The sequence below is a fragment of the Streptomyces sp. NPDC041713 genome, assembly GCF_055591085.1.
This window is the reverse complement of record NZ_JBVIZY010000008.1, coordinates 266,047-291,541: the sequence shown is the minus strand read 5'-3', so window position 1 is coordinate 291,541 and position 25,495 is coordinate 266,047. Positions and strand designations below refer to the sequence as shown.

23 protein-coding genes are annotated in these 25,495 nt (G+C 72.6%); 17 read left to right on the top strand and 6 right to left on the bottom strand.

Translation table 11 applies throughout. From position 1 onward, the window contains the following. The first annotated feature begins 244 nt into the window (after window positions 1-244). Both ACZ6CV_RS25095 and ACZ6CV_RS25090 read left to right on the top strand, forming a co-directional pair. Window positions 245-1,108 carry a helix-turn-helix domain-containing protein gene (locus ACZ6CV_RS25095; protein WP_469252948.1) on the top strand — a complete coding sequence of 288 codons (864 nt, stop codon included), beginning with the start codon at window positions 245-247 and terminating at the stop codon, window positions 1,106-1,108. A gap of 9 nt (window positions 1,109-1,117) precedes the next feature. Further along, window positions 1,118-1,342 (top strand): DUF397 domain-containing protein, encoded by a 225-nt coding sequence (locus ACZ6CV_RS25090; RefSeq protein ID WP_355806829.1) that lies wholly within the window; start codon window positions 1,118-1,120, stop codon window positions 1,340-1,342. A 32-nt stretch (window positions 1,343-1,374) separates the two neighbouring features. Here the strand turns inward: ACZ6CV_RS25090 and ACZ6CV_RS25085 are convergent, their stop codons facing one another. Further along, window positions 1,375-2,583 carry an 8-amino-7-oxononanoate synthase gene (locus ACZ6CV_RS25085; protein ID WP_469252947.1) on the bottom strand — a complete coding sequence of 403 codons (1,209 nt, stop codon included), beginning with the start codon at window positions 2,581-2,583 and terminating at the stop codon, window positions 1,375-1,377. Between the two features lie 120 nt (window positions 2,584-2,703). Between ACZ6CV_RS25085 and bioB the strand changes: the two genes are divergently transcribed. From bioB to ACZ6CV_RS25065, 4 genes are all read left to right on the top strand, one after another. Beyond that, complete coding sequence (bioB, locus tag ACZ6CV_RS25080) at window positions 2,704-3,993, top strand: biotin synthase BioB (RefSeq protein ID WP_469252946.1); 1,290 nt, start codon at window positions 2,704-2,706, stop codon at window positions 3,991-3,993. Next, a complete protein-coding gene (locus ACZ6CV_RS25075) occupies window positions 3,986-5,266 on the top strand; it encodes an adenosylmethionine--8-amino-7-oxononanoate transaminase (RefSeq protein ID WP_469252945.1) in 1,281 nt (426 codons plus the stop codon). Before bioB ends, ACZ6CV_RS25075 begins: the two co-directional genes overlap by 8 nt. Before the next feature lies 1 nt (window position 5,267). After that, on the top strand, window positions 5,268-5,996 hold the full coding sequence (bioD, locus tag ACZ6CV_RS25070; protein WP_469252944.1) for a dethiobiotin synthase: 729 nt from the start codon (window positions 5,268-5,270) through the stop codon (window positions 5,994-5,996). A gap of 167 nt (window positions 5,997-6,163) precedes the next feature. Then, window positions 6,164-6,841, top strand: coding sequence for a class I SAM-dependent methyltransferase (locus ACZ6CV_RS25065; RefSeq protein ID WP_469252943.1), 678 nt, complete (start codon window positions 6,164-6,166; stop codon window positions 6,839-6,841). Window positions 6,842-6,860: 19 nt separating this feature from the next. Here the strand turns inward: ACZ6CV_RS25065 and ACZ6CV_RS25060 are convergent, their stop codons facing one another. After that, entirely contained in the window at window positions 6,861-7,199 is a 339-nt protein-coding gene (locus ACZ6CV_RS25060; RefSeq protein WP_469253031.1) for a fic family toxin-antitoxin system, toxin component, read from the bottom strand. A 37-nt stretch (window positions 7,200-7,236) separates the two neighbouring features. Then, a complete protein-coding gene (locus ACZ6CV_RS25055) occupies window positions 7,237-7,485 on the bottom strand; it encodes a toxin-antitoxin system HicB family antitoxin (RefSeq protein ID WP_355806815.1) in 249 nt (82 codons plus the stop codon). Window positions 7,486-7,647: 162 nt separating this feature from the next. Between ACZ6CV_RS25055 and ACZ6CV_RS25050 the strand changes: the two genes are divergently transcribed. The 5 genes from ACZ6CV_RS25050 to ACZ6CV_RS25030 all read left to right on the top strand — a co-directional run bounded on the left by ACZ6CV_RS25050 (window position 7,648) and on the right by ACZ6CV_RS25030 (window position 14,157). Then, a complete protein-coding gene (locus ACZ6CV_RS25050) occupies window positions 7,648-8,487 on the top strand; it encodes an ABC transporter ATP-binding protein (protein WP_362373302.1) in 840 nt (279 codons plus the stop codon). A gap of 13 nt (window positions 8,488-8,500) precedes the next feature. Next, on the top strand, window positions 8,501-11,065 hold the full coding sequence (locus ACZ6CV_RS25045) for an ABC transporter permease (protein ID WP_469252942.1): 2,565 nt from the start codon (window positions 8,501-8,503) through the stop codon (window positions 11,063-11,065). 121 nt (window positions 11,066-11,186) lie between these two features. Next, window positions 11,187-11,633 carry a GNAT family N-acetyltransferase gene (locus ACZ6CV_RS25040; RefSeq protein ID WP_469252941.1) on the top strand — a complete coding sequence of 149 codons (447 nt, stop codon included), beginning with the start codon at window positions 11,187-11,189 and terminating at the stop codon, window positions 11,631-11,633. Between the two features lie 179 nt (window positions 11,634-11,812). After that, window positions 11,813-13,147, top strand: coding sequence for a hemolysin family protein (locus tag ACZ6CV_RS25035; protein ID WP_469252940.1), 1,335 nt, complete (start codon window positions 11,813-11,815; stop codon window positions 13,145-13,147). Further along, window positions 13,144-14,157 (top strand): hemolysin family protein, encoded by a 1,014-nt coding sequence (locus tag ACZ6CV_RS25030; protein ID WP_355806805.1) that lies wholly within the window; start codon window positions 13,144-13,146, stop codon window positions 14,155-14,157. Before ACZ6CV_RS25035 ends, ACZ6CV_RS25030 begins: the two co-directional genes overlap by 4 nt. 97 nt (window positions 14,158-14,254) lie before the next feature. Here the strand turns inward: ACZ6CV_RS25030 and ACZ6CV_RS25025 are convergent, their stop codons facing one another. Beyond that, entirely contained in the window at window positions 14,255-14,515 is a 261-nt protein-coding gene (locus tag ACZ6CV_RS25025) for a holin (protein WP_469252939.1), read from the bottom strand. A gap of 156 nt (window positions 14,516-14,671) precedes the next feature. Here ACZ6CV_RS25025 and ACZ6CV_RS25020 point away from each other — a divergent pair, with 156 nt between their 5' ends. Both ACZ6CV_RS25020 and purB read left to right on the top strand, forming a co-directional pair. After that, window positions 14,672-15,451 (top strand): SGNH/GDSL hydrolase family protein, encoded by a 780-nt coding sequence (locus ACZ6CV_RS25020; protein WP_469252938.1) that lies wholly within the window; start codon window positions 14,672-14,674, stop codon window positions 15,449-15,451. Between the two features lie 120 nt (window positions 15,452-15,571). Next, complete coding sequence (gene purB, locus ACZ6CV_RS25015) at window positions 15,572-17,014, top strand: adenylosuccinate lyase (protein WP_469252937.1); 1,443 nt, start codon at window positions 15,572-15,574, stop codon at window positions 17,012-17,014. Between the two features lie 94 nt (window positions 17,015-17,108). On the opposite strand, the gene lysA is transcribed toward purB, so the two are convergent. After that, window positions 17,109-18,563, bottom strand: coding sequence for a diaminopimelate decarboxylase (gene lysA, locus ACZ6CV_RS25010; RefSeq protein WP_469252936.1), 1,455 nt, complete (start codon window positions 18,561-18,563; stop codon window positions 17,109-17,111). Between the two features lie 25 nt (window positions 18,564-18,588). Further along, window positions 18,589-19,023, bottom strand: coding sequence for an SAV_915 family protein (locus tag ACZ6CV_RS25005; protein ID WP_469252935.1), 435 nt, complete (start codon window positions 19,021-19,023; stop codon window positions 18,589-18,591). 401 nt (window positions 19,024-19,424) lie between these two features. Here ACZ6CV_RS25005 and ACZ6CV_RS25000 point away from each other — a divergent pair, with 401 nt between their 5' ends. The 4 genes from ACZ6CV_RS25000 to meaB all read left to right on the top strand — a co-directional run bounded on the left by ACZ6CV_RS25000 (window position 19,425) and on the right by meaB (window position 25,483). After that, complete coding sequence (locus tag ACZ6CV_RS25000; protein ID WP_469252934.1) at window positions 19,425-20,213, top strand: GNAT family N-acetyltransferase; 789 nt, start codon at window positions 19,425-19,427, stop codon at window positions 20,211-20,213. A gap of 195 nt (window positions 20,214-20,408) precedes the next feature. Further along, the gene (mutA, locus tag ACZ6CV_RS24995; RefSeq protein WP_469252933.1) at window positions 20,409-22,256 is read left to right on the top strand and encodes a methylmalonyl-CoA mutase small subunit; all 1,848 of its coding nucleotides are present in this window, start codon (window positions 20,409-20,411) and stop codon (window positions 22,254-22,256) included. Further along, window positions 22,256-24,457, top strand: a complete 2,202-nt coding sequence (gene scpA, locus ACZ6CV_RS24990; protein ID WP_469252932.1) for a methylmalonyl-CoA mutase — start codon at window positions 22,256-22,258, stop codon at window positions 24,455-24,457. The genes mutA and scpA overlap by 1 nt, the downstream gene beginning before the upstream one ends. 18 nt (window positions 24,458-24,475) lie before the next feature. After that, entirely contained in the window at window positions 24,476-25,483 is a 1,008-nt protein-coding gene (gene meaB, locus ACZ6CV_RS24985; RefSeq protein WP_469252931.1) for a methylmalonyl Co-A mutase-associated GTPase MeaB, read from the top strand. Window positions 25,484-25,495 lie beyond the last annotated feature (12 nt).

Sequence of the window (25,495 nt, the reverse complement as noted above, 5' to 3'; positions counted from 1 at the left end):
CGGTCTCCGACTGGCGGCGGATGACTCGAGGACCGTCCCGGGCTGGTGCTTCGCGCCAGACTGCCACTCCTTGGCCGGTCACGCGTGGCGATCCACCGAGATGTGCATATATCTGTCGCTCGAAGCGGTGAACTCTGCTACGGCAGACCGTATTTGGGCGCAGCACTCGCGCTTCCTCTAATCTCCCGTACTGCCCCCGTCCAGCCGCCGGGCGCCCCGGCGGCTCCGTCCGGAAGGAGCGGACATGCAGTACGGCCCCGCGGTGCGCCGGCGCCAGCTCGGCGCCGAACTGCGCGCGCTGCGCAGCGAGGCGGGACTCACCAGCAGTGAGGCCGCGGTCCGGCTGGGCTGGCACCAGTCGAAGGTGAGCCGCATCGAGACGGGCCGCAGCGGCGTGAAGGCCTCCGACGTGCGGCTGCTGCTCGCCGCGTACCGGGTGAAGGACTCCCGGCGCAGCGAGCTGCTCATCGCCATCGCGGGCGCCGACGAGACCGGCGCGGGGCGTCGACACTGGTGGCGTGCCTACCGCGATCTGCTGCCCGCCACCTACCGCGATTTCATCAGTCTGGAGTCACAGGCGAGCGGCGTCCGCACCCTGGAGACCAGCGTGGTCCCCGGCTTGCTGCAGACCCCGGACTACGCACGCGCGGTGACCCGGGCGGCGCTCTGCGGGCTGCCGGAGAAGCAGGTCGACGCGCTGGTGGAGGTGCGCCTCGCCCGGCAGGACGTGCTCCGCGCGGACCCGCCGCTGCGGCTGAGCGTGGTCATGGACGAGGCCGTGCTGCACCGGCCGGTGGGCGGAGGGCCGGTCCTGGCAGGGCAGTTGGCGCGGTTGCGGGAGGCGTCGCAGTTGTCCCATGTCCGCATCCAGGTGCTGCCGTTCGCCGCCGGCGAGCATGCGGGTCTGATCGGTTCTTTCGTTATCTTTTCATTTCCGGCCATTGCTGATCTGGATGTGGTTGTTCTCGACCACTTGACGAGTAGCCTCTACCTCGAACGGAAAGAAGACCTCCAGGCGTACACGGAGGCCTTCAACTCCCTTCAGGCACAGGCGCTTTCACCCGAGGAATCAACGGACTTCATCGCCGGACTAGGTAACGGCGCGTAAGGAGGCACCATGACCGCAATGCCTCGGTACGTACCTTCCAGCACGACGCTTCCAGGTGCGCGGTGGCAGCGCAGCAGCTACAGCAACGGAATGAACAACTGTGTCGAGACGGCCACCCTCGACACGAGTCCGCCGACCGGCCTGTGCGCCGTGCGTGACTCGAAGGACGTCGCAGGGCCCGCCCTGCTCTTCTCCCCCGGCCCCTGGGAGACGTTCCTCCACAGCCTCCGGTGAGCCGGCCCGGCCTCCCGCGGACTGGGCACGTTTCACCGGGGTGCTCTGCGGCTGATCACCCGGACCGCATCGGCGATCATCGCGTCGGTGAGGTCGGCCCGGGCGGTCAGCCGCAGTCGTGAGATGCCGTCGGGCACCGACGGCGGCCGGAAGCAGCCCACCGCGAGCCCGTCGGCCCGGCAGTCTGCCGCCCAGCGCACTGCCTGTTCCGGTGACGGCGCGCGCACCGAGACGACGGCGGCGTCGGGGCGCATCGCCGAGAGCCCCTCGGCCGTCAGGCGCCGGTGCAGCTCGGCCGCGACCTCGCGGGCACGGGCGGCGCGTCCGGGTTCGCGGCGCAGCAGGCGCAGGGCCGCCAGTGCGGCGCCGGCCGCGGCGGGCGCGAGACCGGTGTCGAAGATGAACGTACGGGCCGCGTTCACCAGGTGCTCGATGACCCGGGCCGGGCCGAGTACGGCGCCGCCCTGGCTGCCGAAGGACTTGGAGAGGGTGACGGTGACGACGGTGTCGTCCGCGCCCGCGAGCCCCGTCGCGTACGGGGCGCCACGGCCGCCGTCGCCCAGCACACCGAGGCCGTGGGCGTCGTCGACGATCAGTCCGGCGCCGGCCTCCCGGCAGACCGCGGCGAGTTCGGCGAGCGGCGCCATGTCGCCGTCCACCGAGAAGACCGAGTCGGACACCACGACGGCCGGTCCTTCGTGGCCGTCCAGCGTCTTGCGCACCGCTTCGGGGTCCGCGTGCGGCACCACCTGCGTCGTCCCGCGGGCGAGCCGGCAGCCGTCGATCAGCGACGCGTGGTTGCCCGCGTCGGAGACGATCAGCGCGCCGTGCGGGGCGAGCGCGGTGACGGCCGCCAGGTTCGCCGCGTAGCCCGAGGAGAAGACGAGCGCCGCCTCGAACCCGCAGAAGTCGGCGAGCTCGCGCTCCAGTTCGGCGTGGAGTTCCGTGGTACCCGTGACGAGCCGGGAGCCGGTGGCGCCACCGCCCCAGCGCCGGGCCGCGGCCGCCGCGCCCTCGGTGATCTCCGGGTGCCGGGTCAGACCGAGGTAGTCGTTGCCCGCGAGGTCGAGGAGGCCGTCCGCGTCCGCGGGGCGCGGGCGCAGGGTGCGGACGAGTCCGGCGCCGGCGCGCAGCCGCGCCTGTTCGTCGAGCCAGCCGAACGGCGTGCCCGCCGGGGAGCCGGGGGACGCGCTGCTCGGCGCGGTGGACGCGCCCGTCACGGGGTGCCTGTTTGTAGACATTGCACAGACCTTAGCCGTCGTGCCACCTGGCCAGTATGTGGCAATACCCACACCTCAAACCGGTTCTGTTGTGCGAACTCTCCTTGGCCGGGGAGGCTGCCGTGCGTAAGGATCAGCGCCATGGATCTGCTGAACACGCTGGTGGACAAGGGGCTTCGGCGCGAGCTGCCGACCCGCGAAGAGGCGCTGGCCGTGCTGGCCACCTCCGACGACGATCTCCTGGACGTAGTGGCCGCCGCCGGGAGGGTGCGGCGGCAGTGGTTCGGGCGGCGGGTGAAACTCAACTATCTGGTCAACCTCAAGTCGGGTCTGTGCCCCGAGGACTGCTCGTACTGTTCGCAGCGGCTCGGCTCCAAGGCCGAGATCCTCAAGTACACCTGGCTGAAGCCCGACGAGGCCTCGCAGGCCGCGGCGGCCGGTGTCGCGGGCGGCGCGAAGCGGGTCTGCCTGGTGGCCAGCGGCCGGGGGCCGACGGACCGTGACGTCGACCGGGTGGCGCAGACCATCGCGGCGGTCAAGGAGCAGAACGAGGGCGTCGAGGTGTGCGCCTGCCTGGGCCTGCTCTCGGACGGCCAGGCGGAGCGGCTGCGGGGCGCGGGCGCCGACGCCTACAACCACAACCTCAACACGTCCGAGGCGACGTACGCGGGCATCACGAAGACCCACACGTACGCCGACCGCGTCGACACCGTGCAGAAGGCGCACGCGGCGGGCCTGTCCGCCTGCTCCGGGCTGATCGCGGGCATGGGCGAGAGCGACGCGGACCTCGTCGACGTGGTGTACGCGCTGCGCGAGCTCGACCCCGACTCGGTGCCGGTGAACTTCCTGATCCCCTTCGAGGGCACGCCGCTGGCCAAGGAGTGGAACCTCACGCCGCAGCGCTGTCTGCGGATCCTCGCGATGGTCCGGTTCGTCTGCCCGGACGTCGAGGTGCGCATCGCGGGCGGCCGCGAGGTCCATCTGCGCTCGATGCAGCCGCTCGCCCTGCACCTCGCCAACTCCATCTTCCTCGGCGACTACCTGACCAGCGAAGGCCAGGCGGGCCAGGCGGACCTCGACATGATCGCGGACGCCGGCTTCGAGGTGGAGGGCGCGGACGAGGTCACACTGCCGCGGCACCGCGCGGACGCGGCGGCGGGCGGCTGCGGTTCGCACGAGGCGGCCGGGTGTGGGTCCGGGGCGCACGAGGGCGGCGGCTGCGGCACGCACGAGGGCGGCGGCTGTGGTCCGTGCGGTGCTCCTGAGCCGATCGCGGAGCAGTCCGCGGAGCAGGCCGCACAGCCGGTGGGCGAAGCCGCGGCAACGGTCACGGGTTCGGTCTCGGCCTCGGCCGAACCGGGCGAGGTGCGGACGGACCTGGTGGCGGTGCGCCGCCGGGGCGCGGGAACGGACCTGGCGCCCAATGCCTGACCTGTCCACCGCGGAGCTCCTCGCCCTCGACCGGCAGCACGTCTGGCACCCCTACGGGCCGATGCCCGGCCGCCAGGAACCCCTGGTCGTCGAGTCCGCGAGCGGCGTCCGGCTGCGCCTCGCGGGCGGCGGCCCGGAGCTGGTCGACGGGATGTCGTCCTGGTGGTCGGCGATCCACGGCTACAACCACCCCGTCCTCAACGACGCCGTGCGCGGCCAGCTGGACCGCATGAGCCACGTCATGTTCGGCGGGCTCACCCACGAGCCCGCGGTCCGGCTCGCGAAGCGCCTTGTCGACATGTCGCCCGAGGGGCTCGAACACGTCTTCCTCGCCGACTCCGGCTCCGTCTCGGTCGAGGTCGCCCTGAAGATGTGCCTGCAGTACTGGCGCTCCCTCGGCCGCCCCGCGAAGCAGCGGGTGCTGACCTGGCGCGGCGGCTACCACGGGGACACCTGGCAGCCGATGGCCGTCTGCGATCCGGACGGCGGGATGCACGAGCTCTGGCAGGGCGTCCTGCCGCGCCAGGTGTTCGCGGACGCGCCGCCGTCGGCGTACGAGGAGTCGTACGCGACCCATCTGCACGACATGATCGGACGCCACGCCCACGAGCTGGCGGCCGTGATCGTCGAGCCCGTGGTGCAGGGCGCGGGCGGGATGCGGTTCCACTCCCCCGCCTATCTGCGGGTGCTGCGCGAGGCGTGCGACGCGCACGACGTGCTGCTCGTCTTCGACGAGATCGCGACGGGCTTCGGCCGTACGGGAGCGCTGTTCGCGGCGGAGCACGCGGGCGTCACGCCCGATGTGATGTGCCTCGGCAAGTCGTTGACCGGCGGTTATCTGACGCTGGCGGCGACGCTGTGCACGACGCGGGTCGCCGACGGCATCTCACGGGGCGAGGTGCCGGTGCTCGCGCACGGGCCGACGTTCATGGGCAACCCGCTGGCCGCGGCGGTCGCCGGGGCCTCGATCGACCTGCTGCTCGGGCAGGACTGGCAGACCGAGGTCAAGCGCATCGAGTCGGGGCTGCGGGGCGGTCTGGCCGAGGCTGCCGACTCCGCGTCCGTACGGGACGTCCGCGTCCTCGGCGCGATCGGCGTGGTCCAGCTGGACCACCCGGTGGACATGGCGGCGGCGACGCGCGCGGCGGTCCGTGAGGGCGTGTGGCTGCGGCCGTTCCGCGACCTGATCTACACGATGCCCCCGTTCATCACGGGGGACGACGACGTAGCGCGGATCGCCCGCGCGGTGTGCGCCGCGGCACGGGAGGGCTGACATGACGGTGATCATGGTGTCCGGTACGGGCACGGAGATCGGCAAGACGGTGACGACGGCCGCCGTGGCAGCCGTCGCTCTCGCGGCGGGGCGGAGCGTCGCCGTGCTCAAGGGCACGCAGACCGGCGTCGCGCCCGGCGAGCCGGGGGACGCGCAGGAGGTGGCGCGGCTGGCCGGCGACGCCGTCACCACGCTCGAACTCGCCCGTTTCCCCGAGCCGCTGGCCCCCGACACGGCAGCCCGGCGGGCCGGAATGAATCCGGTGAGCCCGCAGGACGTGGCCGACGCCGCCCGGAAGCTGGCCGTCGAGCACGACCTGGTCCTGGTCGAGGGCGCGGGCGGACTGCTCGTACGCCTCGACGACGAGGGCGGCACGCTGGCGGACGTGGCGCGGCTCCTGGACGCGCCGGTCCTGGTGGTCGCCGCGGCGGGGCTCGGCACCCTGAACGCGACGACGCTGACCGCGGAGGCCCTGCGGGTGCGCGGGGTGGCGCAGTTGGGTGTCGTCGTCGGCAGCTGGCCCGCCGCGCCGGACCTGGCGTCCCGGTGCAACCTCGCGGATCTTCCGGGGGCATCCGGCCGGGCCCTGCTCGGGGCGATCCCCGAGGGGTCGGGGCTGCTGGACGGACCGGCCTTCCGCGCGGCGGCCGGGAGTTGGCTCGGGCCCGAGCTCGGCGGCACCTGGGACGGGGCGTCGTTCGCGGAGCGTGAGGCGCCCGCGCCGCGCTGATCCGGCCCCGCCTTCGGTGACCGGTCCGCCGGGGCGAGGCGCCCCGGCGGACCACCCGTAAGGGACGCCACCGAAACACGTCGGCAACACCTCGGCCCGGGGACTGCGGAGAACGGCCTCCCTGAGGGCACCATGGCGGTATCCGCTCGCTCCGCCGAGGAGGGCCCATGTCGCCGCGCTCCGCCCGATCCGCTGCGTCCCGGGACGCCGTGCACCACCCCGTCTTCGCCCGGTTCTACGCCCGTCAGAGCGTCGCCGCCGAACCCCTGATCGGCCCCCGCCGCCGCGAGCTGCTCGCCGGGCTCTCCGGGCAGGTCATCGAGGTGGGCGCCGGCAACGGCCTCAACTTCGGGTACTACCCGGGCGCTGTCTCCGAGGTCGTGGCGATCGAACCGGAGCGCATGCTGCGGCGGTTGGCGGTCACCGCGGCGCTGCGCGCGGACGTGCCCGTGGACGTCGTGCCGGGCGCCGCTGAGGCGCTGCCCGTCAAGAGCGAGGCGTTCGACGCGGCCGTCCTCTCCCTGGTGCTGTGCAGCGTGCGCGACGTGCCGCGGGCGCTGGCCGAGCTGCGGCGCGTGCTGCGGCCCGGTGGGCAGGTGCGGTTCTTCGAGCACGGCCGCGCGCCGGGGAGGCTGATGTCCGCCACCCAGCGCGCCCTGGACCGCACGGTATGGCCGTCGCTGTTCGGCGGCTGTCACGTCGGACGCGACACGCTGGGCGCGCTGCGCGAGGCCGGCTTCGAGGTGGGCGACCACCGCCACCTGCTGGTGCCCGCGAAGGGGCCGCGCCTGCCCACCTCGTACTGCGTGATCGGCACGGCGCTGCGCCCGGATGACGCACCCTGATCCGGCCCCGCTCAGGACGTCACAGGCTCCACTGGCGCAGCTCCGCCGCGATGTCGTGCACGCTCGCGCCGTCCTCCTTCACCAGCCGCGCCAGGTCGCGCACCTGCTCGGGCGAGGTGACGACCTTGAGGCCGCTGGAGACGAGGTAGGCGTACGCGACGGAGGCGGCGAAGAGCGCGTTGGAGCGTTCGAGCGCGGGGATGTGTAGCAGGAGCTGGAGGAGCGCCGCCGCGCGGTCGTGCGGGGTCTCGTAGACGGGCATCCCGAATAACTCCGCCTCGTGTCTGCCGACGGCGGCGACGAGTGCGCCCCAGTCGGTGACCTGGGGGTCTCCGGGCGTCTTGTGTTCGGCGATCATCAGGAGCCAGGCAAGGTCGATTCTGAGGTTCAACGGCTCAGCGACGACCTTCACGCAGCGGGCGGCTGCCTTCGCGTTCGACGCCGAACTCCTCGGCGAATACGGACTCGTACTGCTTCATGAAGTCGGCGGCGGCCTCGACGAAGGTGTGTCCCACCTCGCCGGAGTCCTGTCTGACGAGTTCTTCGATGTAGCGGTTGACGCTCATGCCCCGGGCCAAAGCCCGCTCCCGCGCGGCCCGGGCGGTGCCCTCGTCCACGCGTACGTTCAACTGGGTCTTCGCCATACCGTCAAGCTAGCGCCCAAGTGCTAGCGCGACAAGGGCGCCGGACCATGCCCCTTACATGCGTCTCGGGGCCCGACCTCGGAGGGATACCGGACACTCAGGCGGCCCACTACTCTCGGCACGGTCACGGGAGTTGGAACGGCCACAACCCAGGAGGCCGCCTTGTCCACAGCTGCTTCGGCACCGTTCACGGGACGTTCGGGGGCCGCCGGGACCGCCGCGCGCGCCCGCGGCCTCACCAAGGCGTACGGCTCGGGCGAGACGGCCGTCCTCGCCCTCGACTCGGTCGACGTGGACATCGCGCGTGAGCGGTTCACGGCTGTCATGGGCCCCTCCGGCTCCGGGAAGTCCACCCTGATGCACTGTCTGGCGGGGCTCGACGGCGTCTCGGCCGGCCAGGTGTGGCTCGGCGACACGGAGATCACGGGTCTGAAGGAGAGGGAGCTGACCCGGCTGCGGCGGGACCGCATCGGCTTCATGTTCCAGTCCTTCAACCTCATCCCCACCCTCAACGCGTTGGAGAACATGACGCTCCCGATGGACATCGCGGGGCAGCGGCCGGATCGCGACTGGCTGGAGCACGTGATCGACGCACTGGGCCTGCGGGACCGCCTCAAACACCGGCCCGCCCAGCTGTCCGGCGGGCAGCAGCAGCGGGTGGCCTGTGCGCGGGCCCTGGCCGCCAAACCCGAGCTGATCTTCGCCGACGAGCCGACGGGCAACCTCGACTCGCGGGCCGGGCTCGAAGTCCTCGGCTTCCTGCGCGACGCGGTGGACCAGCTCGGTCAGACGGTGGTGATGGTGACCCACGACCCCGGCGCGGCCGCCCACTCCGATCTGGTCCTCTTCCTCGCCGACGGCAGGATCGTGGACGACATGGAGCGCCCGACGGCGGACGCCGTCCTGGAGCGCATGAAGCGGTTCGACACGCTGCAGGCGATGGCACCCGGAGCGCGCCAACCCACCTCCCCGCAGACCGACCGTCCGTCCGCGCAGGACTGAGCCGGGGCCCGCGGTGCTGAAGGCGACGCTCAAGAGTTTCCTCGCGCACAAGGGCAGGCTGATGCTCTCCGCGCTCGCCGTCATCCTCTCGGTGGCGTTCGTGACGGGCAGCCTGATCTTCTCGGACACGGTGACCCGCACCTTCGACCGGCTCTTCGCCTCCACAGCGGCCGACGTGACCGTCTCGCCCAAGGACGACCTGGACGAGGCGGTGCCCTCGGGACAGACGCCGACGGTGCCGGTGCGCCTGAAGGACCGGGTCGACCGGGTCGCCGGGGTCGAGGACACGCACGTCGACGCGTCGGTCGACAACATCACCGTCGTCGACCGCGACAACGAATCCGTGGGCCCGACGACGGGCGCCCCCACCGTCGCCACCAACTGGTACCCGAGCGACCGCAGCCCCGTGGAGCTCACCTCGGGCCACGCACCGCGCGGTGCGGGCCAGGCGATGCTCGACGCGGACACGGCCGACAAGAAGGACGTGGAGATCGGCGACACCCTCACCGTCCTCGCGCGCCCCGGCTCCTTCAAGGTCGAGGTCGTCGGCATCGCCACCTTCACCACCACCAACCCCGGGGCCGCCCTGGTCTACCTGGACACACCGACCGCCCAGGACAAGCTCCTCGGCTCGGCGGACGAGGCGACGAGCATCTCGGTGACGGCCGCCGACGGCGTCTCCGACACCGCCCTCAAGCGGCGGATCGCCGCCGAACTGGGCTCCGGCTACGAGCTGGAGACCGCCGACGAACAGGCCGACTCGGCCGCCGCCCAGCTCGGCGGATTCCTGGACGTCATCAAGTACGTGATGCTCGGCTTCGCCGGTGTCGCCGTCCTCGTGGGCATCTTCCTGATCGTCAACACCTTCTCGATGCTCATCGCGCAGCGCACGCGCGAACTGGGCCTGCTGCGCGCGCTCGGCGCCGACCGCAAGCAGGTGCGCCGCTCCGTGCTCATCGAGGCGTTGCTGCTCGGCCTGGCCGGCTCGACGCTGGGGCTCGCCGCCGGGATCGGTCTCGCCCTCGGTCTGATCGAGCTGATCGGCCTGCTCGGGATGAACCTCAAGTCCACGGAGATGGTCATCGGGTGGGTGACGCCGGTGGCCGCGTACGTGGTCGGGGTCGGCGTCACCTTCGTCGCGGCGTATCTGCCGGCCCGGCGGGCCGCGCACGTCTCACCGATGGCGGCCCTCGCCGACGCCGAGATCGCGGGTGTGGGGCGGCCGTTGCGGGTACGGGCGATCGCCGGCGCCCTCGTCGGCGCGGCCGGCGCCGCCGCACTGGTGGGCTGCGCCACCGCGGAGAAGACCGCGTCGGCGTCGTCCCTGCTCGGCCTCGGCATCGTCCTGACCCTGGTCGCCACCATCATCGCGGGGCCTCTCCTGGTCCGGCCGGTGATCCGGGTCCTCGGCGGCGCGTTCCCCGCGGTCTTCGGCTCGGTCGGCCGGATGAGCCAGCGCAACGCGCTGCGCAACCCGCGCCGCACGGGCGCCACGGCGGCCGCGCTGATGGTGGGACTCGCGCTGGTCGGCGGGCTCTCGGTGGCCAGCGCGTCGATGACGAAGTCGTTCGACCGGCAGATCGACAAGACCCTCGGGGCCGACTTCGTCGTGCAGAACAGCAACTTCCTGCCGTTCTCCTCGGAGATCACCGGAAAGGTCAAGGGCACCGACGGCGCGGGCCTCGTCGTGCGCCAGCGCTTCACCCCCGTCGAACTGGCCCTGCCCGACGGCAAGAACGTCGAGTCGACCGCCGCGGGATACGATCCTCGGCTCGACGACGTCGCCAAGGTCACGTACGCGCAAGGGAGTTCACGCGCCGCGCTGGCGGCAGGCCGGATCGGCATGGACAAGGACTTCGCGCACAAGCACCGGGTGCGCGTCGGCGACACGCTGTCCGTGACGTTCCCCGGCGGGCGCGCGGCGAAGCTGACGGTCGGCGCGCTCACCGACCAGGACTCGCCCGAGGGGTTCGGCGTGGAGGGCGGCCTCTTCCTTGGGTTCGGCACGGTCGAGAAGTACGTGCCGGGCGGCCAGGACTCCGCGCTGTACGTCAACGCGGCCCCCGGCACGGACGCGGACACGCTGCGGGCGCGCCTGGACAGGACCCTCGACCCGTATCCGCAGGTGCAGGTGCGCGACCAGGCCGACTACAAGGAGCTGATCCGGCAGCAGATCGCCGTGATGCTCTACCTCGTCTACGCGCTCCTCGGGCTCGCGATCGTCATCGCCGTCCTTGGTGTGGTCAACACCCTGGCGCTGTCGGTCGTGGAGCGCACCCGGGAGATCGGGCTGCTGCGCGCCATCGGGCTCGGCCGGCGTCAGCTGCGCCGCATGATCCGCCTGGAGTCGGTGGTGATCGCGGTGTTCGGCGCGCTGCTCGGCCTCGCGCTCGGTCTGGTCTGGGGCGTCGCCGTGCAGCAGATCCTCGCGCTCCAGGGCATGAAGGAGCTGGCGTTCCCCTGGACGACGATCGTCGCGGTGGTGATCGGCTCGGTGGTCGTCGGGCTCGCGGCGGCGCTGCTCCCCGCCCTGCGGGCCTCGCGCATGAACGTGCTGGCGGCCATCGCGCACGAGTGACGGGGCGACGGGGCGTGTACGGGCCCGGCGCCCCGGCCTCTCGACCGCGCCCCGACCCCGGTCCATCGTCCGCATCCTGAAACGCGCTGCGCCAGGGATTGGCCGGTGGTGGGATGCCGGCATGGATGATCTTCGTGACGGCAGGGACGACCTCCGTGTACGGGCCGCTGCGCCCGAGGACCTCGACGCGGTGCTGGCCTTCTGGAAGGTGGCCGCCGAGGGCACCAGCATCAGCGACGACCGCTCCGGCGTGGAGCGGCTCGTGGCCCGCGATCCGCAGGCGCTGATCCTGGCCGAGCGCGACGGGGTGCTCGCGGGCACGGTCATCGCGGGATTCGACGGCTGGCGCTGCCACCTCTACCGCCTGGCCGTCCACCCGGACCACCGGCGGCGCGGTGTGGGGACGGCACTGCTCGCCGCCGCAGAGGAGCGGTTCGTACGGCTCGGCGGGCGCCGCGGGGACGCGATGGTCCTGGACCGCAACGAACCCGCCCAGCACACCTGGCGCGCGGCGGGCTACGCTCCCGAGCCACAGTGGAGCCGCTGGGTGAAGCCGCTCACCGAGTGAGCCACGGCCTGACCGGCCGGGCCCCACAGGGGCTCGAGTGGCTTTGCTGATCCTTTACCATGGTTCCACCACTCGTATCCGACTGAAAGGTGTGAGCGTCCGCCCATGGGCGAGCCTCCCAGTACCCGACATCGCGCATTCCTCCCGCCCCTGTCCGATCATGGGACGGAGGTGACCCGATGACCGAAGTGCTTCTGCTCCTCGTGGCGCTGCTGCTCTGCCTGGCGTGCGGCGTCTTCGTCGCCGCGGAGTTCTCCCTCACGACGGTCGAGCGCAGCGAGCTCGAGCGGGCCGCCGAGCGGGGCGAGCGCGGCGCCGCCGGCGCCCTCAAAGCCGTCAAGAACCTCACCTTCCAGCTCTCCGGCGCACAGCTCGGCATCACGGTCACCAACCTGGTGGTCGGCATGCTCTCCGAGCCCTCCATCGCCAAGCTCATCGCCGGCCCGCTGCGCGACCTCGGGGCGTCCCGGTCGGCGGCATCGTCCATCGCCCTGGTGCTCGGCACGGCCCTGTCGACGGTCTTCCTGATGGTCATCGGCGAGCTGGTCCCGAAGAACTGGGCGATCTCCTCGCCGCTCGCCGTCGCCAAGCGGGTGGCCACGCCGCAGCGCCTGTTCAGCGCCATGTTCCGGCCCTTCATCGCCCATCTGAACAACACCGCGAACCATTCGGTGCGCCGCTTCGGCCTCGAACCCACCGAGGAGCTCGCCTCCGCCCGCGGCCCCAAGGAACTCATCGCGCTGGCCCGGCACTCCGCCAAGGCGGGGGCCCTGGAGGCGGACACCGCCGAGCTGTTCGTGCGCACCCTGAACCTCGCCGACCTGACCGCGGAGAACGTGATGACGCCCCGCGTCCAGGTCATGGCCCTCGATGTGCACGCCACCTGCGAGGACGTCGCCAACGCCACGCGCGCCACGGGCCTCTCCCGCTTCCCGGTCTACCGCGGCAACCTCGACACGGTCGTCGGTATCGCCCACATCAAGGACGTGCTCGCCGTACCGGCCGAGCGCAGGCAGCGCGTGTCCGTCGCCGAGCTGATGCGCGAGCCCCTGCTCGTACCGGAGACGCTGACCGTCGAGCGGCTCCTCGACCGGCTCTCGGGCAAGCGCACCATGGCCGTGGTCATCGACGAGTACGGAGGCACCGCAGGCGTCGCCACCCTGGAGGACATCGTCGAGGAGGTCGTCGGCGAGGTGCGGGACGAGCACGACCCCCACGAAACGCCCGACATCGCCCTCGCCGGCACCGACGACGACGGCAGAACCCTCTACTCCGCCGACGGCGCGGCCCGTACCGACCAGCTCGCGCGGGTCGGCCTGCGGGCGCCCGACGGGCCGTACGAGACGCTCGCCGGCCTCGTCGCCACCGAGCTCGGCCGCATCCCCGCCGTCGGTGACGGCGTCGACGTGGGCGGGTGGCGGCTCGACGTCGTGGACGCCGCGGGCCGGCGCGCCGCGCGGGTCATGCTGCACGCACCCCTGGACACCGACGACCACGAGGAGGATGCCCGATGACCGCCATCCAGTTGCTGATCGCGCTGGCGACGCTCGTCGTCAACGCCTTCTTCGTGGGCGCCGAGTTCGCGCTCATCTCCGTACGCCGCAGTCAGATCGAGCCGTACGCGGACGAGGGGGACCGGCGTGCCAAGAGCGTGATGTGGGGTCTTCAGCATGTGTCGGCGCTGCTCGCCGCGGCGCAGCTGGGCATCACGCTGTGCACCCTGGTCCTCGGCATCGTCGCGGAGCCGGCCCTCGCGCATCTGCTGGAGCCGGTGTTCGACGTGGTCGGTGTGCCGGACGGCCTGGTCCACCCGATCTCGTTCGTGCTCGCGCTGATCGTGGCGACCTACCTGCACATGCTGCTCGGCGAGATGATCCCGAAGAACATCGCGCTGGCCGAGCCGGTGCGCTCGGCGCTGCTCCTCGGCCCGCCGCTGGTGGCGCTCGCGCGGGCGCTGCGCCCGGTGATCTTCGCGATCAACGCGTTCGCCAACGGACTCCTGAAGCTGTTGCGCGTGGAGGCGAAGGACGAGGTGTCGGCGAGCTTCTCCGACGAGGACCTCGCCCGCATGGTCAAGGACTCCGGTGACGCGGGGCTGATCGACGACCGCGCGCAGGAGCGGCTGCACGACGCGCTGGAGCTGGGGCGCCGTCCGGTCAGGGACGTGGTCCTGCCGCTGGAGGACGTCGTCTACGCGCGCGTGGGCGTCACCCCGGAGAAGCTGGAGCAGCTCTCGGCGGACTCCGGGTTCTCCCGCTTCCCCGTGGTGGACGACGGCCGACGCATCGTCGGCTATCTGCACGTCAAGGACGCCCTGGACCGGGCGCCGCGCGATCTGCCCTTCCGGGTGCCGGAGATGCGCAAGATCGCCCAGGTGCGCGAGACGACGCCGCTGGACGACGTGCTGACCGCCATGCGCGGCAGCCGTACGCACGTGGCGGCGGTGCTCGGCGCGGACGGGCGGCTGGCCGGCATGGTCACGATGGAGGACGTGCTGCGGGAGCTCTTCGGCCAGCCCGCGTGATCGGCTGGACGGCCCCTTGGGCCCTCTTGGGCCCCTTAGGGGGCCGCCGGAGCCGCGACCCGTCGTCGTGGCTCCGGCGCCACGCCTCCCCCGCCCCTCAGCGGGCCGGCTCTCCCGCCCCGGCGTGAGTCGTAGGGTTCGGACGCTCGGTGATGCCCGGGCCGTGCGCGCCGGCCTCCGAGGCGCCGACCGCCGTCAGGACGGCGAGCAGCGCGGCCAGTCCCGCCGTCGCGAAGGCGGCGCCCCAGGGGACGTCGAGGAGGCTCGTCGCCCCAGCCACCAGAACGGCGGCCAGCGCCTGGGCGAACGTGCGGACCGCGCGTTCCGCGGTGGCCTTCCAGAATGCTGCGGTCCACATGGCGGGCTCGCTCTCTCGTGACGACGGCGTGCCTCCGGCATACCGCGGGGCCGCCACGCTGCCCAGGGTCCGGGCGGCCGTCGCCCGGCTCTCCGAAGCCGATCACGCCCGACGCCCGACGCCGACTGGCCCCGGCGAGATACCATCGCTCCCGCCATGCAGATGAATGCCAACTACACCAGTCTCGTCGCGGTGGGCGACTCCTTCACCGAGGGCATGTCGGACCTCATGCCCGACGGCACCTATCGCGGCTGGGCCGACCTCCTGGCCGGCCGGATGGCCGCGCGCGCCCCCGGTTTCCGCTACGCGAACCTCGCGGTGCGGGGCAAGCTCATCGGCCAGATCGTCGACGAGCAGGTGGACATCGCGGCCGCCATGCAGGCCGACGTGGTCACCCTGGTCGGCGGGCTCAACGACACGTTGCGTCCCAAGTGCGACATGGGCCGCGTGCGCGCCCTGCTCGAGGAGGCCGTCGAGCGGCTCGCCCCCTCCTGCAAGCAGCTCGTCCTGATGCGCAGTCCGGGCCGCAACGGCCCCGTCCTGCAGCGATTCCGGCCGCGCATGGAGGAGCTCTACTCGTACGTCGAGGATCTGGCGGGGCGGCACGGCGCGCTGGTCGTGGACCTGTACGGCGCGGCCGTCCTCGGCGACCAGCGGTTGTGGGACGTGGACCGGCTGCACCCGACCGCCGAGGGCCACCGCAGGATCGCCGAGGCCGTGTGGCAGGCGCTCGGGTACGACGCCGAGGACGACTGGCAGAGCCCGCTGCCCGTCGCCGTGCCGCCGGGCTGGACCTCGCGCCGGATCGCCGACGCCCGCTTCGCCCGCCAGTACCTCGGGCCGTGGATAGGCCGCCGCCTCACCGGCCGCTCCTCCGGCGACGGCCGCGCCCCGAAGCGCCCCGACCTGCTCCCCTACGAGGACCCGCGCCCCTAGGGGCCGACCCGCAGTCGTACGGGGCCCGCCCGCGCGGCGACGGACGGCGCCCGTCTCGTAGCTTCCGACGAACGGGGGCGTGGCGCTGGCCTGCACGAACGCCCAGTAGAATCCGTACACGTGACTGCCGCGCCTGCAAAGCCCCGTATCCCGAACGTCCTCGCCGGACGTTATGCCTCCGCCGAGCTCGCCACCCTCTGGTCGCCCGAGCAGAAGGTGAAGCTGGAGCGTCAGCTCTGGCTCGCCGTGCTGCGCGCGCAGAAGGACCTCGGGATCGAGGTCCCGGACGCCGCCATCGCCGACTACGAGCGCGTGCTCGACCAGGTCGACCTGGCCTCGATCGCCGAGCGCGAGAAGGTCACGCGCCACGACGTGAAGGCCCGCATCGAGGAGTTCAACGCCCTGGCCGGGCACGAGCACGTCCACAAGGGCATGACCTCGCGCGACCTCACCGAGAACGTGGAGCAGCTGCAGATCCGGCTCTCCCTGGAGCTGATCCGCTCGCGTACCGTCGCGGTCCTCGCCCGGCTCGGCAAGCTCGCCGGCGAGTACGCCGAGTTGGTCATGGCGGGCCGTTCCCACAACGTCGCCGCGCAGGCGACGACGCTGGGCAAGCGCTTCGCGACCGGCGCCGACGAACTGCTCGTCGCCTACCGCCGCCTCGACGACCTGCTCGGCCGCTACCCGCTGCGTGGCATCAAGGGCCCGGTCGGCACCGCCCAGGACATGCTCGACCTGCTCGGCGGCGACGCGGAGAAGCTGAACGACCTGGAGCAGCGGATCGCCGGGCACCTCGGCTTCGACCGCGCGTTCACCTCGGTCGGCCAGGTCTACCCGCGCTCGCTCGACTACGAGGTCGTCACGGCCCTCGTGCAGGTCGCGTCGGCGCCCTCCTCGCTGGCCAAGACGATCCGCCTGATGGCCGGCCACGAGCTGGTGACCGAGGGCTTCAAGCCGGGCCAGGTCGGCTCGTCCGCGATGCCGCACAAGATGAACACCCGCTCCTGCGAGCGCGTCAACGGCCTCACCGTCATCCTGCGCGGCTACGCGTCGATGACCGGCGAGCTGGCGGGCGACCAGTGGAACGAGGGCGACGTCTCCTGCTCCGTGGTGCGGCGCGTCGCCCTGCCGGACGCGTTCTTCGCGCTCGACGGGCTGCTGGAGACCTTCCTGACCGTGCTCGACGAGTTCGGCGCCTTCCCCGCCGTCGTCGCGCGCGAGCTGGACCGCTACCTCCCCTTCCTCGCCACCACCAAGGTCCTGATGGCCTCGGTGCGCGCGGGCGTCGGCCGCGAGGAGGCCCACGAGGCGATCAAGGAGAACGCGGTCGCCTCCGCGCTCGCCATGCGCGAGCAGGGCGCCGAGCGCAACGAACTGCTCGACAAGCTCGCCGCGGACGCCCGCATCCCTCTTGGCCGCGCGGAGCTGGACGAGCTGATGGCCGACAAGCTGTCCTTCACCGGCGCCGCGAGCGACCAGGTCGGCACGGTCGTCGCGCAGATCGAGGCGCTGCTCAAGGAGCACCCGGAGGCCGCGGCCTACACGCCGGGCGCGATCCTCTAGCGCCGGCTGGGGGCCGGCCGACCGCTGCCCCAGCGCACAACGTACGACGTCACGGCCCCGGGGCTTCCCGCCCCGGGGCCGTCGCGCGTTCCGGTCAGAGGCCCACGTCGCGGCTGCGGAAGTCCTCCAGCGACTCACGGCGGACCAGCAGCCGTGCGTGCCCCTCGGACACGGCAACCACAGGTGGGCGGCCCACGAGGTTGTAGCCGGAGGCCATCGACAGGTGGTACGCCCCGGCCACCGGGACGGCGAGCAGGTCTCCGGGCCGTACGTCGCCGGGCAGCGCCACGTCCGAGGCGAGGATGTCGCCCGCCTCGCAGTGCCGGCCGACGACCGTCACCGGGGCGGGGGCCGCCGTGGAGCGCCGTCCGACCAGGCGTGGCACGTAGCGCACGCCGTAGAGGGCCGGTCGCGGGTTGTCGCTCATCCCGCCGTCGACGGCGACGAAGGTCGTGCCGCCGGTCCGCTTGACCGCGAGGACGCGGTAGAGCGCCACCCCGGCGGGCCCCGCGATGGCGCGGCCCGGCTCCACCACGAGGCGCGGCACCGGCAGGCCCGCCGCCGCGCAGCTCTGTTCGAGCTCGGCGCGCACCCGGCGCGCGAGCGCGGTGACGTCGAGCGCCTCCTCGCCGGGGCGGTACGCGATGCCGTGGCCGCCGCCGAGGTCCAGTTCGGGGAGGGTGACGCCGTGCTGGTCCGCTATGCGGGCCATGAGCCCGACCAGGCGTCGCACCGCGGCGACGAACGGCTTCACCGAAGTGATCTGTGAGCCCAGATGGCAGTGCAGGCCCACGAGTTCGAGGGTCGGCTGGTCCAGGATGCGGGCGATCGCGTGCTGGGCGGAGCCGTCGTTGAGGGACAGGCCGAACTTCTGGTCGTCGGTGCCCGTCCGGATCTTGGCGTGGCCGCCCGCCGCGATCCCCGGCACCACCCGGACCAGCACCTTCTGCCGGCTGCCCGGGGGTACGGCGGCGGCGATCCTGGCGATCTCCGACGCGCTGTCGATGACGATCCGGCCCACCCCGAGCCGCAGGGCGGCCCGCAGGTCCTGCGGGCTCTTGGCGTTGCCGTGCAGCACGACGCGGTGGGCGGGGAACCCCGTCGTGACGGCCAGCTCCAGCTCACCGGCCGAGCACACGTCCAGGCCGAGGCCCTCCTCGTCCACCCAGTGCGCCATGGCGCGGCACAGGAACGCCTTGGCCGCGTACAGGACTTCGCCGTCCGGGAAGGCGCGCCGGTACGTGCGGCAGCGGGCCCGTACGTCGCCTTCGTCAATGAGGTAGGCGGGGGTGGCGAACCGCTCGGCGACCTCGGTGAGCGGCACGCCGCCGACGGTGAGGTCGCCGTCGGGGAGGCGGGCGGTGGACGCGGGCCAGACGGACAGGTCGTCGTCGTACGGGAGCGTCTCGTCGTGCCGGATCGCATCGTCGGGCTTGATGACCTCGTCGCGCCTGATGACTTCTTCGTGCCTGATGACTTCTTCGTGCCTTACGGCCTCGTCGTACCGGGCCGGGGCCTGGGTGAGCGGGGGTACGCGCAGTGTGGTCATGACGGTTTCTCTCTTCGCCTCGTCCTCAGCCGAACCACAGGGTCAGGGCGCCCACTTGGGCGGCGGCGCCGGTGAGCCGCCGGGGGCTGCCCGTCGGCCTCAGGTCCGCGTCCAGGTCCGGGCTCCGCCAGTCGGTCGTGGGGCGCTCCGGGGACAGCCGCCGCGGGTGGCCCACGGCGTGCGCGGCCAGGCGCGGGTCGACGGTGACCTCACCGACGCCGAGCGGCTCGGTCAGCGACCTGAGCGCCGGTTCGGAGAGGCGGATCCACGGCTGCCGGGGCCCGAGGGCGGCGCGCAGCCGCTGTTCGGTGGTGAAGGCGACGGCGGTGCGTCCGCCCACGGGGGTACGGAACAGGCGGGCCACGCAGCCCGCGGGTCCCGGCCGGACGGGGACGAACAGGGGCCCGGCCGGGCCGGGTTCGCAGGGCTCGGGGTCCTCGCCGTACAGAAGCGCGGTCATGGGATTCCTCCGGTGGAGACAGGGGGCGTACGAAACCTGCGGGACACGACGACGTTATGCCCGGCACCCCGTGCCAACCGACCCTCCCTGACGTGACGTTGACGCGACGTCGCCGTCCTCTGACGCGATGCCGACGCGCACACCGTCCACTCGTACGGGTCGAGTCGGAGTCGATGAGGCGGTCTTGAGCCTGTGGGCGCGGGACAGTTGGATGTGCGGCACAGCGGGAGTCCGGCGCGATGGTGCTCGGCGCGGGGCGGCCGGCCCTCCGGCCGGGGGCCGATCGACCGGCGCACCGGTCCCTCCCGGCACACCCGTCCCGCCCCGGCACACCGGTTCCACCCGCCGTCGCACCCGTTTCACCCGTTTCACCCGAAGGTCTCACTCCGGAGGAGCGCCTGATGATCGAGGTCCCCCCGCACCACCTGCCCGCCGTGCCCCGCTGGTTCACCCCCGGCACGCCCGGCCCCGGCTCCCTGCCCGAGCACGTGGCGGCCGTCGGCGTCGGGCGCTGGTGGGCCGACCGTGCGCTCGACCCGCGGGCCGTGGCGGTCTCGTGCGCGGGCCACGTGCTGCTGCGCGGCGACGCGGGCAGCCTCGCGCCGGACCTGCTGGCCCCCTTCGCACGCAGCCACGTCGAGGCTCCCGCCCGGTTCCTGCCGGTGCTCGGCGCCGCCTTCGACCGGCTCGTACCGGCCGAGCGGATGGTGTACGTACACCGCGAGAAGACGGACCCGCCCCGCACGCCGCGCAGCGTGACGGTCCGCCGGCTGACGCCCGACGACGCCCCCGCACTCACGGCCCTCGGCCCCGAGTCCGCCTGGATCCACGACAGTTGGGGCGGGCCCGAAGGCCTCGCCGCCTCCGGGCACGGCTGGGCGGCCGTCGACCGCGGCGGCCGGGTCGCCGCCGTGGCGTGCAGCTACTTCACCGGGCAGGCGTACGAGGACGTGGCGGTGCTCACCGCGCCCGAGCGCCGCCGCGAGCGCCTGGCCCTCGCCTGTGTCACCGCGCTGTGCGCGGACATCGCCGCGCGCGGCCGCACGGCGAGCTGGTCCTGCGGCCGCGACAACCGCCCCAGCCGTCTGCTGGCCTGGACCGCCGGCTTCCGGCTGCAGCGCGAGTACGTCCAGTACGTCACGGGGACGCCCGTGGCACCGCCCCGCCAGGCCGCCCGCGCCTCCGCCTGACGGTCGCCACGGCCCGACACGGGGATGGACGAGGGGTGCGCGTTCGCGTGGCCCGAAACCCTGCCCTCTGCCCGGCTTGATGCCTGCGGCAATCAATAGCTGTCCGCTCGTTCGAGATCAAGAGCGATCAGAAGAGGGCAAGGTCACAGCCCTTGATGGCACCGCGTGCCATGGGTTGCGCCCTAGCATCGGGGCATGACGGTCCTGCCTGACGACGGGCTTCCGCTGGCCGCCGAGTTCCCTGATGCGACCCATGAGCAGTGGCAGCGCCTTGTGGAAGGCGTGCTGCGCAAATCGGGTAAGGACGCATCGGGGACGGCCGCCGAGGAAGCGCTGTCCACCGCCCTCGAGGACGGGCTCACCACCCGCCCCCTGTACACCGCCCGCGACGCGACACCCGATGTCGGACATCCCGGTTTTGCCCCCTTCGTACGGGGTGGCACACCCGGCGGCACCGCGGCGGCGGGCTGGGACGTGCGGCAGCGCCACACGGGCTCCGACCCCGCCCGGACGAACGAGGCCGTCCTCGGGGACCTGGAGAACGGCGTCACGTCCGTGTGGCTGGGTGTGGGCGCGAACGGCGTCCCGGTCTCCGCTCTGGCGTCGGCGCTGAAGGGCGTCTATCTCGACCTCGCGCCGATCGCGCTGGACGCGGGCGCCGAATTCGGCCCGGCGGCACGGGCGTTGCTCGACCTGTACGAGACCGCGGACGTCCCCGCGGAGTCGGCGCGCGGCACCCTCGGCGCGGACGTCCTCGCCCACGAGGCCCGTACCGGCGAGGCGTTGGACCCGGCCGAGGCCGTGGAGCTGGCGCGGCTGTGCGTACGGCGCCACCCCGGCGTGCGGGCCCTCACCGTGGACGCGCTGCCCTACCACGAGGCCGGCGGCTCGGCGGCGCAGGAGCTCGGCGCCTCGCTCGCCACGGGCGTCTCCTATCTGCGGGAGCTGACCGCCGCGGGGCTCTCGATCGAAGAGGCCTGCGCCCAGCTGGAGTTCCGCTACGCGGCCACCGCCGACCAGTTCCTGACCATCGCCAAGCTGCGCGCGGCCCGGCGGCTGTGGGCGCGGGTGGCCGAGGTGTGCGGCTCCGCCGCGGCGGGCGCGCAGCGGCAACACGCGGTGACCTCACCGGTGATGATGACCCGCCGCGACCCGTGGGTGAACATGCTGCGCACCACCGTGGCCTGTCTGGGTGCGGGCGTCGGCGGCGCCGACTCCGTCACCGTGCTGCCGTTCGACCACTCCCTGGGCCTGCCCGACGCGTTCGCGCGCCGCATCGCCCGCAACACGTCGACGATCCTGATCGAGGAGTCCCATCTCGCCCGGGTGATCGACCCGGCGGGCGGCTCCTGGTACGTGGAGCGGCTCACCGACGAACTCGCGCAGGCGGGCTGGGAGTTCTTCCAGCAGATCGAGCGCACGGGCGGCCAGGCGGCGGCCCTGCGCTCCGGGATGGTGGGCGAACGCCTCGCCGCCACCTGGGCCGAGCGCAGCAAGAAGCTCGCCGAGCGCCGTGAACCCATCACCGGCGTCAGCGAGTTCCCGCAGCTCGTCGAGCGTCCGGTGGAGCGCGAGGCCGCGCCGGCCGGCCCGTCGGGCGGGCTGCCCCGGGTGCGCCGCGACGAGGCGTACGAGGCGCTGCGCGCCCGCTCGGACGCCCACCTCGCCCGGACCGGTGCGCGCCCGAAGGTGTTCCTCGCCGCGCTCGGCCCCGCGGCCGCGCACACCGCGCGGGCCTCGTTCGCCGCCAACCTCTTCCAGGCGGGCGGCATCGAGGCCGTCCACGAGCCCGCGACGGTGGACCCCGGCACGGCCGCCGAGGCGTTCCGGGCCAGTGGCGCGAGCGTGGCGTGTCTGTGCTCCAGCGACGCGCTCTACGCCGAACAGGCCGACGCCGTCGCGCGGGCCCTCAAGTCGGCGGGCGCGGAGCGGGTGTTCCTGGCCGGACGCGGGGAGTACGCCGATGTCGACGCGTACGTCTTCGCGGGCTGTGACGCCGTCGCCGTGCTCTCCTCCGCCCTCGACCGCATGGGAGTGGCGTAATGCGGATCCCCGACTTCTCCTCCATCGACCTGGACGCGGGCACCGGCGCCCACGGGTCGCACGAGCAGTGGCGCACGGCGGTGAATGAGTCCACCGGCAGGTCCGAGAGCGATCTGCTGTGGGAGACGCCCGAGGGCATCGCCGTCAAGCCGCTGTACACCGGCGCCGACGTGGAGGGCCTGGACTTCCTCGGGACGTACCCGGGCGTCGCGCCGTATCTGCGCGGTCCGTACCCGACGATGTACGTGAACCAGCCCTGGACCATCCGGCAGTACGCGGGTTTTTCCACCGCCGACGAGTCCAACGCCTTCTACCGCCGCAACCTCGCGGCCGGCCAGAAGGGCCTCTCCGTCGCCTTCGACCTGCCCACGCACCGCGGATACGACAGTGACCACCCGCGCGTGACGGGTGACGTCGGCATGGCGGGCGTGGCGATCGACTCGATCTACGACATGCGTCAGCTCTTCGACGGCATCCCGCTGGACAAGATGACGGTGTCGATGACGATGAACGGCGCCGTGCTGCCGGTGCTCGCGCTCTACATTGTGGCGGCCGAGGAGCAGGGCGTACCGCCCGAGAAGCTGGCCGGGACCATTCAGAACGACATCCTCAAGGAGTTCATGGTCCGCAACACCTACATCTATCCGCCGAAGCCCTCGATGCGGATCATCTCCGACATCTTCGCGTACACCTCGCAGAAGATGCCGCGCTACAACTCCATCTCGATCTCCGGCTACCACATCCAAGAGGCGGGCGCGACGGCCGACTTGGAGCTGGCGTACACCCTCGCCGACGGCGTGGAATATCTGCGCGCCGGCCAGGAGGCGGGCCTGGACGTGGACGCGTTCGCGCCGCGGCTCTCCTTCTTCTGGGCGATCGGCATGAACTTCTTCATGGAGGTCGCCAAGCTCCGCGCGGCGCGCCTCCTTTGGGCCAAGCTGGTCAAGCAGTTCGACCCGAAGAACGCCAAGTCCCTTTCACTGCGCACCCATTCGCAGACGTCGGGCTGGTCGCTGACCGCGCAGGACGTGTTCAACAACGTCACACGCACCTGCGTCGAGGCGATGGCGGCGACGCAGGGCCACACCCAGTCGCTGCACACCAACGCCCTGGACGAGGCGCTCGCCCTGCCGACCGACTTCTCCGCCCGCATCGCCCGCAACACCCAGCTGTTGATCCAGCAGGAGTCGGGGACGACGCGGACCATCGACCCGTGGGGCGGCAGCGCCTACGTCGAGAAGCTCACGTACGACCTGGCGCGCCGTGCCTGGCAGCACATCGAGGAGGTCGAGGCGGCGGGCGGCATGGCGCAGGCCATCGACGCCGGCATCCCGAAGCTGCGCGTCGAGGAGGCCGCGGCGCGCACGCAGGCGCGCATCGACTCGGGGCGCCAGCCGGTCATCGGCGTCAACAAGTACCGGGTGGAGAGCGACGAGCAGATCGACGTCCTGAAGGTCGACAACTCCTCGGTGCGCGCCCAGCAGATCGCCAAGCTGCGGCGGCTGCGCGAGGAGCGCGACGAGCGGGCGTGCCAGGACGCGCTGCGCGCGCTGACCTCGGCGGCCCAGCGCGGCTCCGGCCAGGGTCTCGAGGGCAACCTGCTCGCCCTCGCGGTCGACGCCGCCCGCGCGAAGGCCACGGTCGGTGAGATCTCCGACGCACTGGAGAGCGTGTACGGGCGGCACGCGGGCCAGATCCGTACGATCTCCGGTGTGTACCGCACCGAAGCAGGCCAGTCCCCGTCCGTCGAGCGGACGCGCACGCTGGTGGACGCGTTCGACGAGGCCGAGGGGCGCAGGCCGCGCATCCTGGTCGCCAAGATGGGCCAGGACGGCCACGACCGCGGCCAGAAGGTCATCGCCAGCGCCTTCGCCGACCTGGGCTTCGACGTCGACGTCGGCCCGCTGTTCCAGACCCCGGCGGAGGTCGCGCGCCAGGCCGTCGAGGCGGACGTGCACATCGTCGGCGTCTCCTCGCTGGCCGCGGGGCACCTCACCCTCGTACCGGCGCTGCGCGAGGAGCTGGCCGCCGAGGGGCGCGAGGACATCATGATCGTGGTGGGCGGGGTGATTCCGCCGCAGGACGTCGAGGCGCTGCACGAGGCGGGCGCCACCGCGGTCTTCCCGCCCGGCACGGTGATCCCGGACGCGGCGTACGACCTGGTGAACCGCCTCGCGGCCGACCTCGGCCACACGCTGTGAGCCGGTGAGCGCCGACCCATGGCTGTGACGATCGACATCGACACGTATGCGAAGGGCGTCCTCGACGGGAAGCGCGCGTTCATCGCGCGCGCCATCACGCTCGTCGAGTCCACGCGGCCGCACCACCGGGAGCTGGCGCAGGAGTTGCTCACCGAGCTGCTTCCGCACAGCGGGCGGGCGCGGCGGATCGGCATCAGCGGGGTGCCGGGCGTCGGCAAGTCCACGTTCATCGACGCCCTCGGCACGATGCTCACCTCGCTCGGCCACCGGGTCGCGGTGCTGGCCGTCGACCCGTCGTCGACGCGCACGGGCGGCTCCATCCTGGGCGACAAGACCAGGATGGAGCGGCTCTCGCAGGACCCCGCGGCCTTCGTCCGCCCGTCCCCTTCCGCGGGCACACTCGGCGGTGTCGCCAAGGCGACGCGGGAGTCCGTCGTGGTGATGGAGGCGGCCGGCTACGACGTGGTGCTCGTGGAGACCGTGGGCGTGGGGCAGTCGGAGACGGCCGTGGCGAACATGGTCGACACGTTCCTGCTGCTGACGCTGGCCCGCACCGGCGACCAGTTGCAGGGCATCAAGAAGGGCGTCCTGGAGCTCGCGGACGTCATCGCCGTGAACAAGGCGGACGGCCCGCACGAACGGGACGCGCGCTCGGCGGCGCGTGAACTGGCGGGCGCGCTGCGCCTCATGCATCCGGCCGACGCGGCGTGGACCCCGCCGGTGCTCACCTGCAGCGCCCGCGAGTCCAGCGGCCTCGACACCCTGTGGGACCGGATCGAGCAGCACCGCGCCCTGCTCGACTCGTCCGGCCGCCTCGCCGCGAAACGCCGCGACCAGCAGATCGACTGGACGTGGGCGATGGTGCGGGACGAGTTGCTGGGCAGGCTGCGGGACCACCCCGCGGTGCGCGGGGTCACCCCTGAGCTGGAGCAGCGCGTACGGGAGGGTACGTTGACGGCGACCTCGGCCGCCGAGCAGATCCTCGACGCGTTCCAGGGCGGCAGCCCGACGACGCGTCCCACGTGAACGGAGCCACCC

Excerpts from the sequence above, each read along its gene's own strand:
- ACZ6CV_RS25095 (WP_469252948.1), top strand. The coding sequence starts at position 245 with ATGCAGTACGGCCCCGCGGTGCGCCGGCGCCAGCTCGGCGCCGAACTG.
- ACZ6CV_RS25090 (WP_355806829.1), top strand. The coding sequence starts at position 1,118 with ATGACCGCAATGCCTCGGTACGTACCTTCCAGCACGACGCTTCCAGGT.
- ACZ6CV_RS25085 (WP_469252947.1), bottom strand. The coding sequence starts at position 2,583 with ATGTCTACAAACAGGCACCCCGTGACGGGCGCGTCCACCGCGCCGAGC.
- bioB (WP_469252946.1), top strand. The coding sequence starts at position 2,704 with ATGGATCTGCTGAACACGCTGGTGGACAAGGGGCTTCGGCGCGAGCTG.
- ACZ6CV_RS25075 (WP_469252945.1), top strand. The coding sequence starts at position 3,986 with ATGCCTGACCTGTCCACCGCGGAGCTCCTCGCCCTCGACCGGCAGCAC.
- bioD (WP_469252944.1), top strand. The coding sequence starts at position 5,268 with ATGACGGTGATCATGGTGTCCGGTACGGGCACGGAGATCGGCAAGACG.
- ACZ6CV_RS25065 (WP_469252943.1), top strand. The coding sequence starts at position 6,164 with ATGTCGCCGCGCTCCGCCCGATCCGCTGCGTCCCGGGACGCCGTGCAC.
- ACZ6CV_RS25060 (WP_469253031.1), bottom strand. The coding sequence starts at position 7,199 with ATGATCGCCGAACACAAGACGCCCGGAGACCCCCAGGTCACCGACTGG.
- ACZ6CV_RS25055 (WP_355806815.1), bottom strand. The coding sequence starts at position 7,485 with ATGGCGAAGACCCAGTTGAACGTACGCGTGGACGAGGGCACCGCCCGG.
- ACZ6CV_RS25040 (WP_469252941.1), top strand. The coding sequence starts at position 11,187 with ATGGATGATCTTCGTGACGGCAGGGACGACCTCCGTGTACGGGCCGCT.
- ACZ6CV_RS25035 (WP_469252940.1), top strand. The coding sequence starts at position 11,813 with ATGACCGAAGTGCTTCTGCTCCTCGTGGCGCTGCTGCTCTGCCTGGCG.
- ACZ6CV_RS25030 (WP_355806805.1), top strand. The coding sequence starts at position 13,144 with ATGACCGCCATCCAGTTGCTGATCGCGCTGGCGACGCTCGTCGTCAAC.
- ACZ6CV_RS25025 (WP_469252939.1), bottom strand. The coding sequence starts at position 14,515 with ATGTGGACCGCAGCATTCTGGAAGGCCACCGCGGAACGCGCGGTCCGC.
- ACZ6CV_RS25020 (WP_469252938.1), top strand. The coding sequence starts at position 14,672 with ATGCAGATGAATGCCAACTACACCAGTCTCGTCGCGGTGGGCGACTCC.
- lysA (WP_469252936.1), bottom strand. The coding sequence starts at position 18,563 with ATGACCACACTGCGCGTACCCCCGCTCACCCAGGCCCCGGCCCGGTAC.
- ACZ6CV_RS25005 (WP_469252935.1), bottom strand. The coding sequence starts at position 19,023 with ATGACCGCGCTTCTGTACGGCGAGGACCCCGAGCCCTGCGAACCCGGC.
- ACZ6CV_RS25000 (WP_469252934.1), top strand. The coding sequence starts at position 19,425 with ATGATCGAGGTCCCCCCGCACCACCTGCCCGCCGTGCCCCGCTGGTTC.
- mutA (WP_469252933.1), top strand. The coding sequence starts at position 20,409 with ATGACGGTCCTGCCTGACGACGGGCTTCCGCTGGCCGCCGAGTTCCCT.
- scpA (WP_469252932.1), top strand. The coding sequence starts at position 22,256 with ATGCGGATCCCCGACTTCTCCTCCATCGACCTGGACGCGGGCACCGGC.
- meaB (WP_469252931.1), top strand. The coding sequence starts at position 24,476 with ATGGCTGTGACGATCGACATCGACACGTATGCGAAGGGCGTCCTCGAC.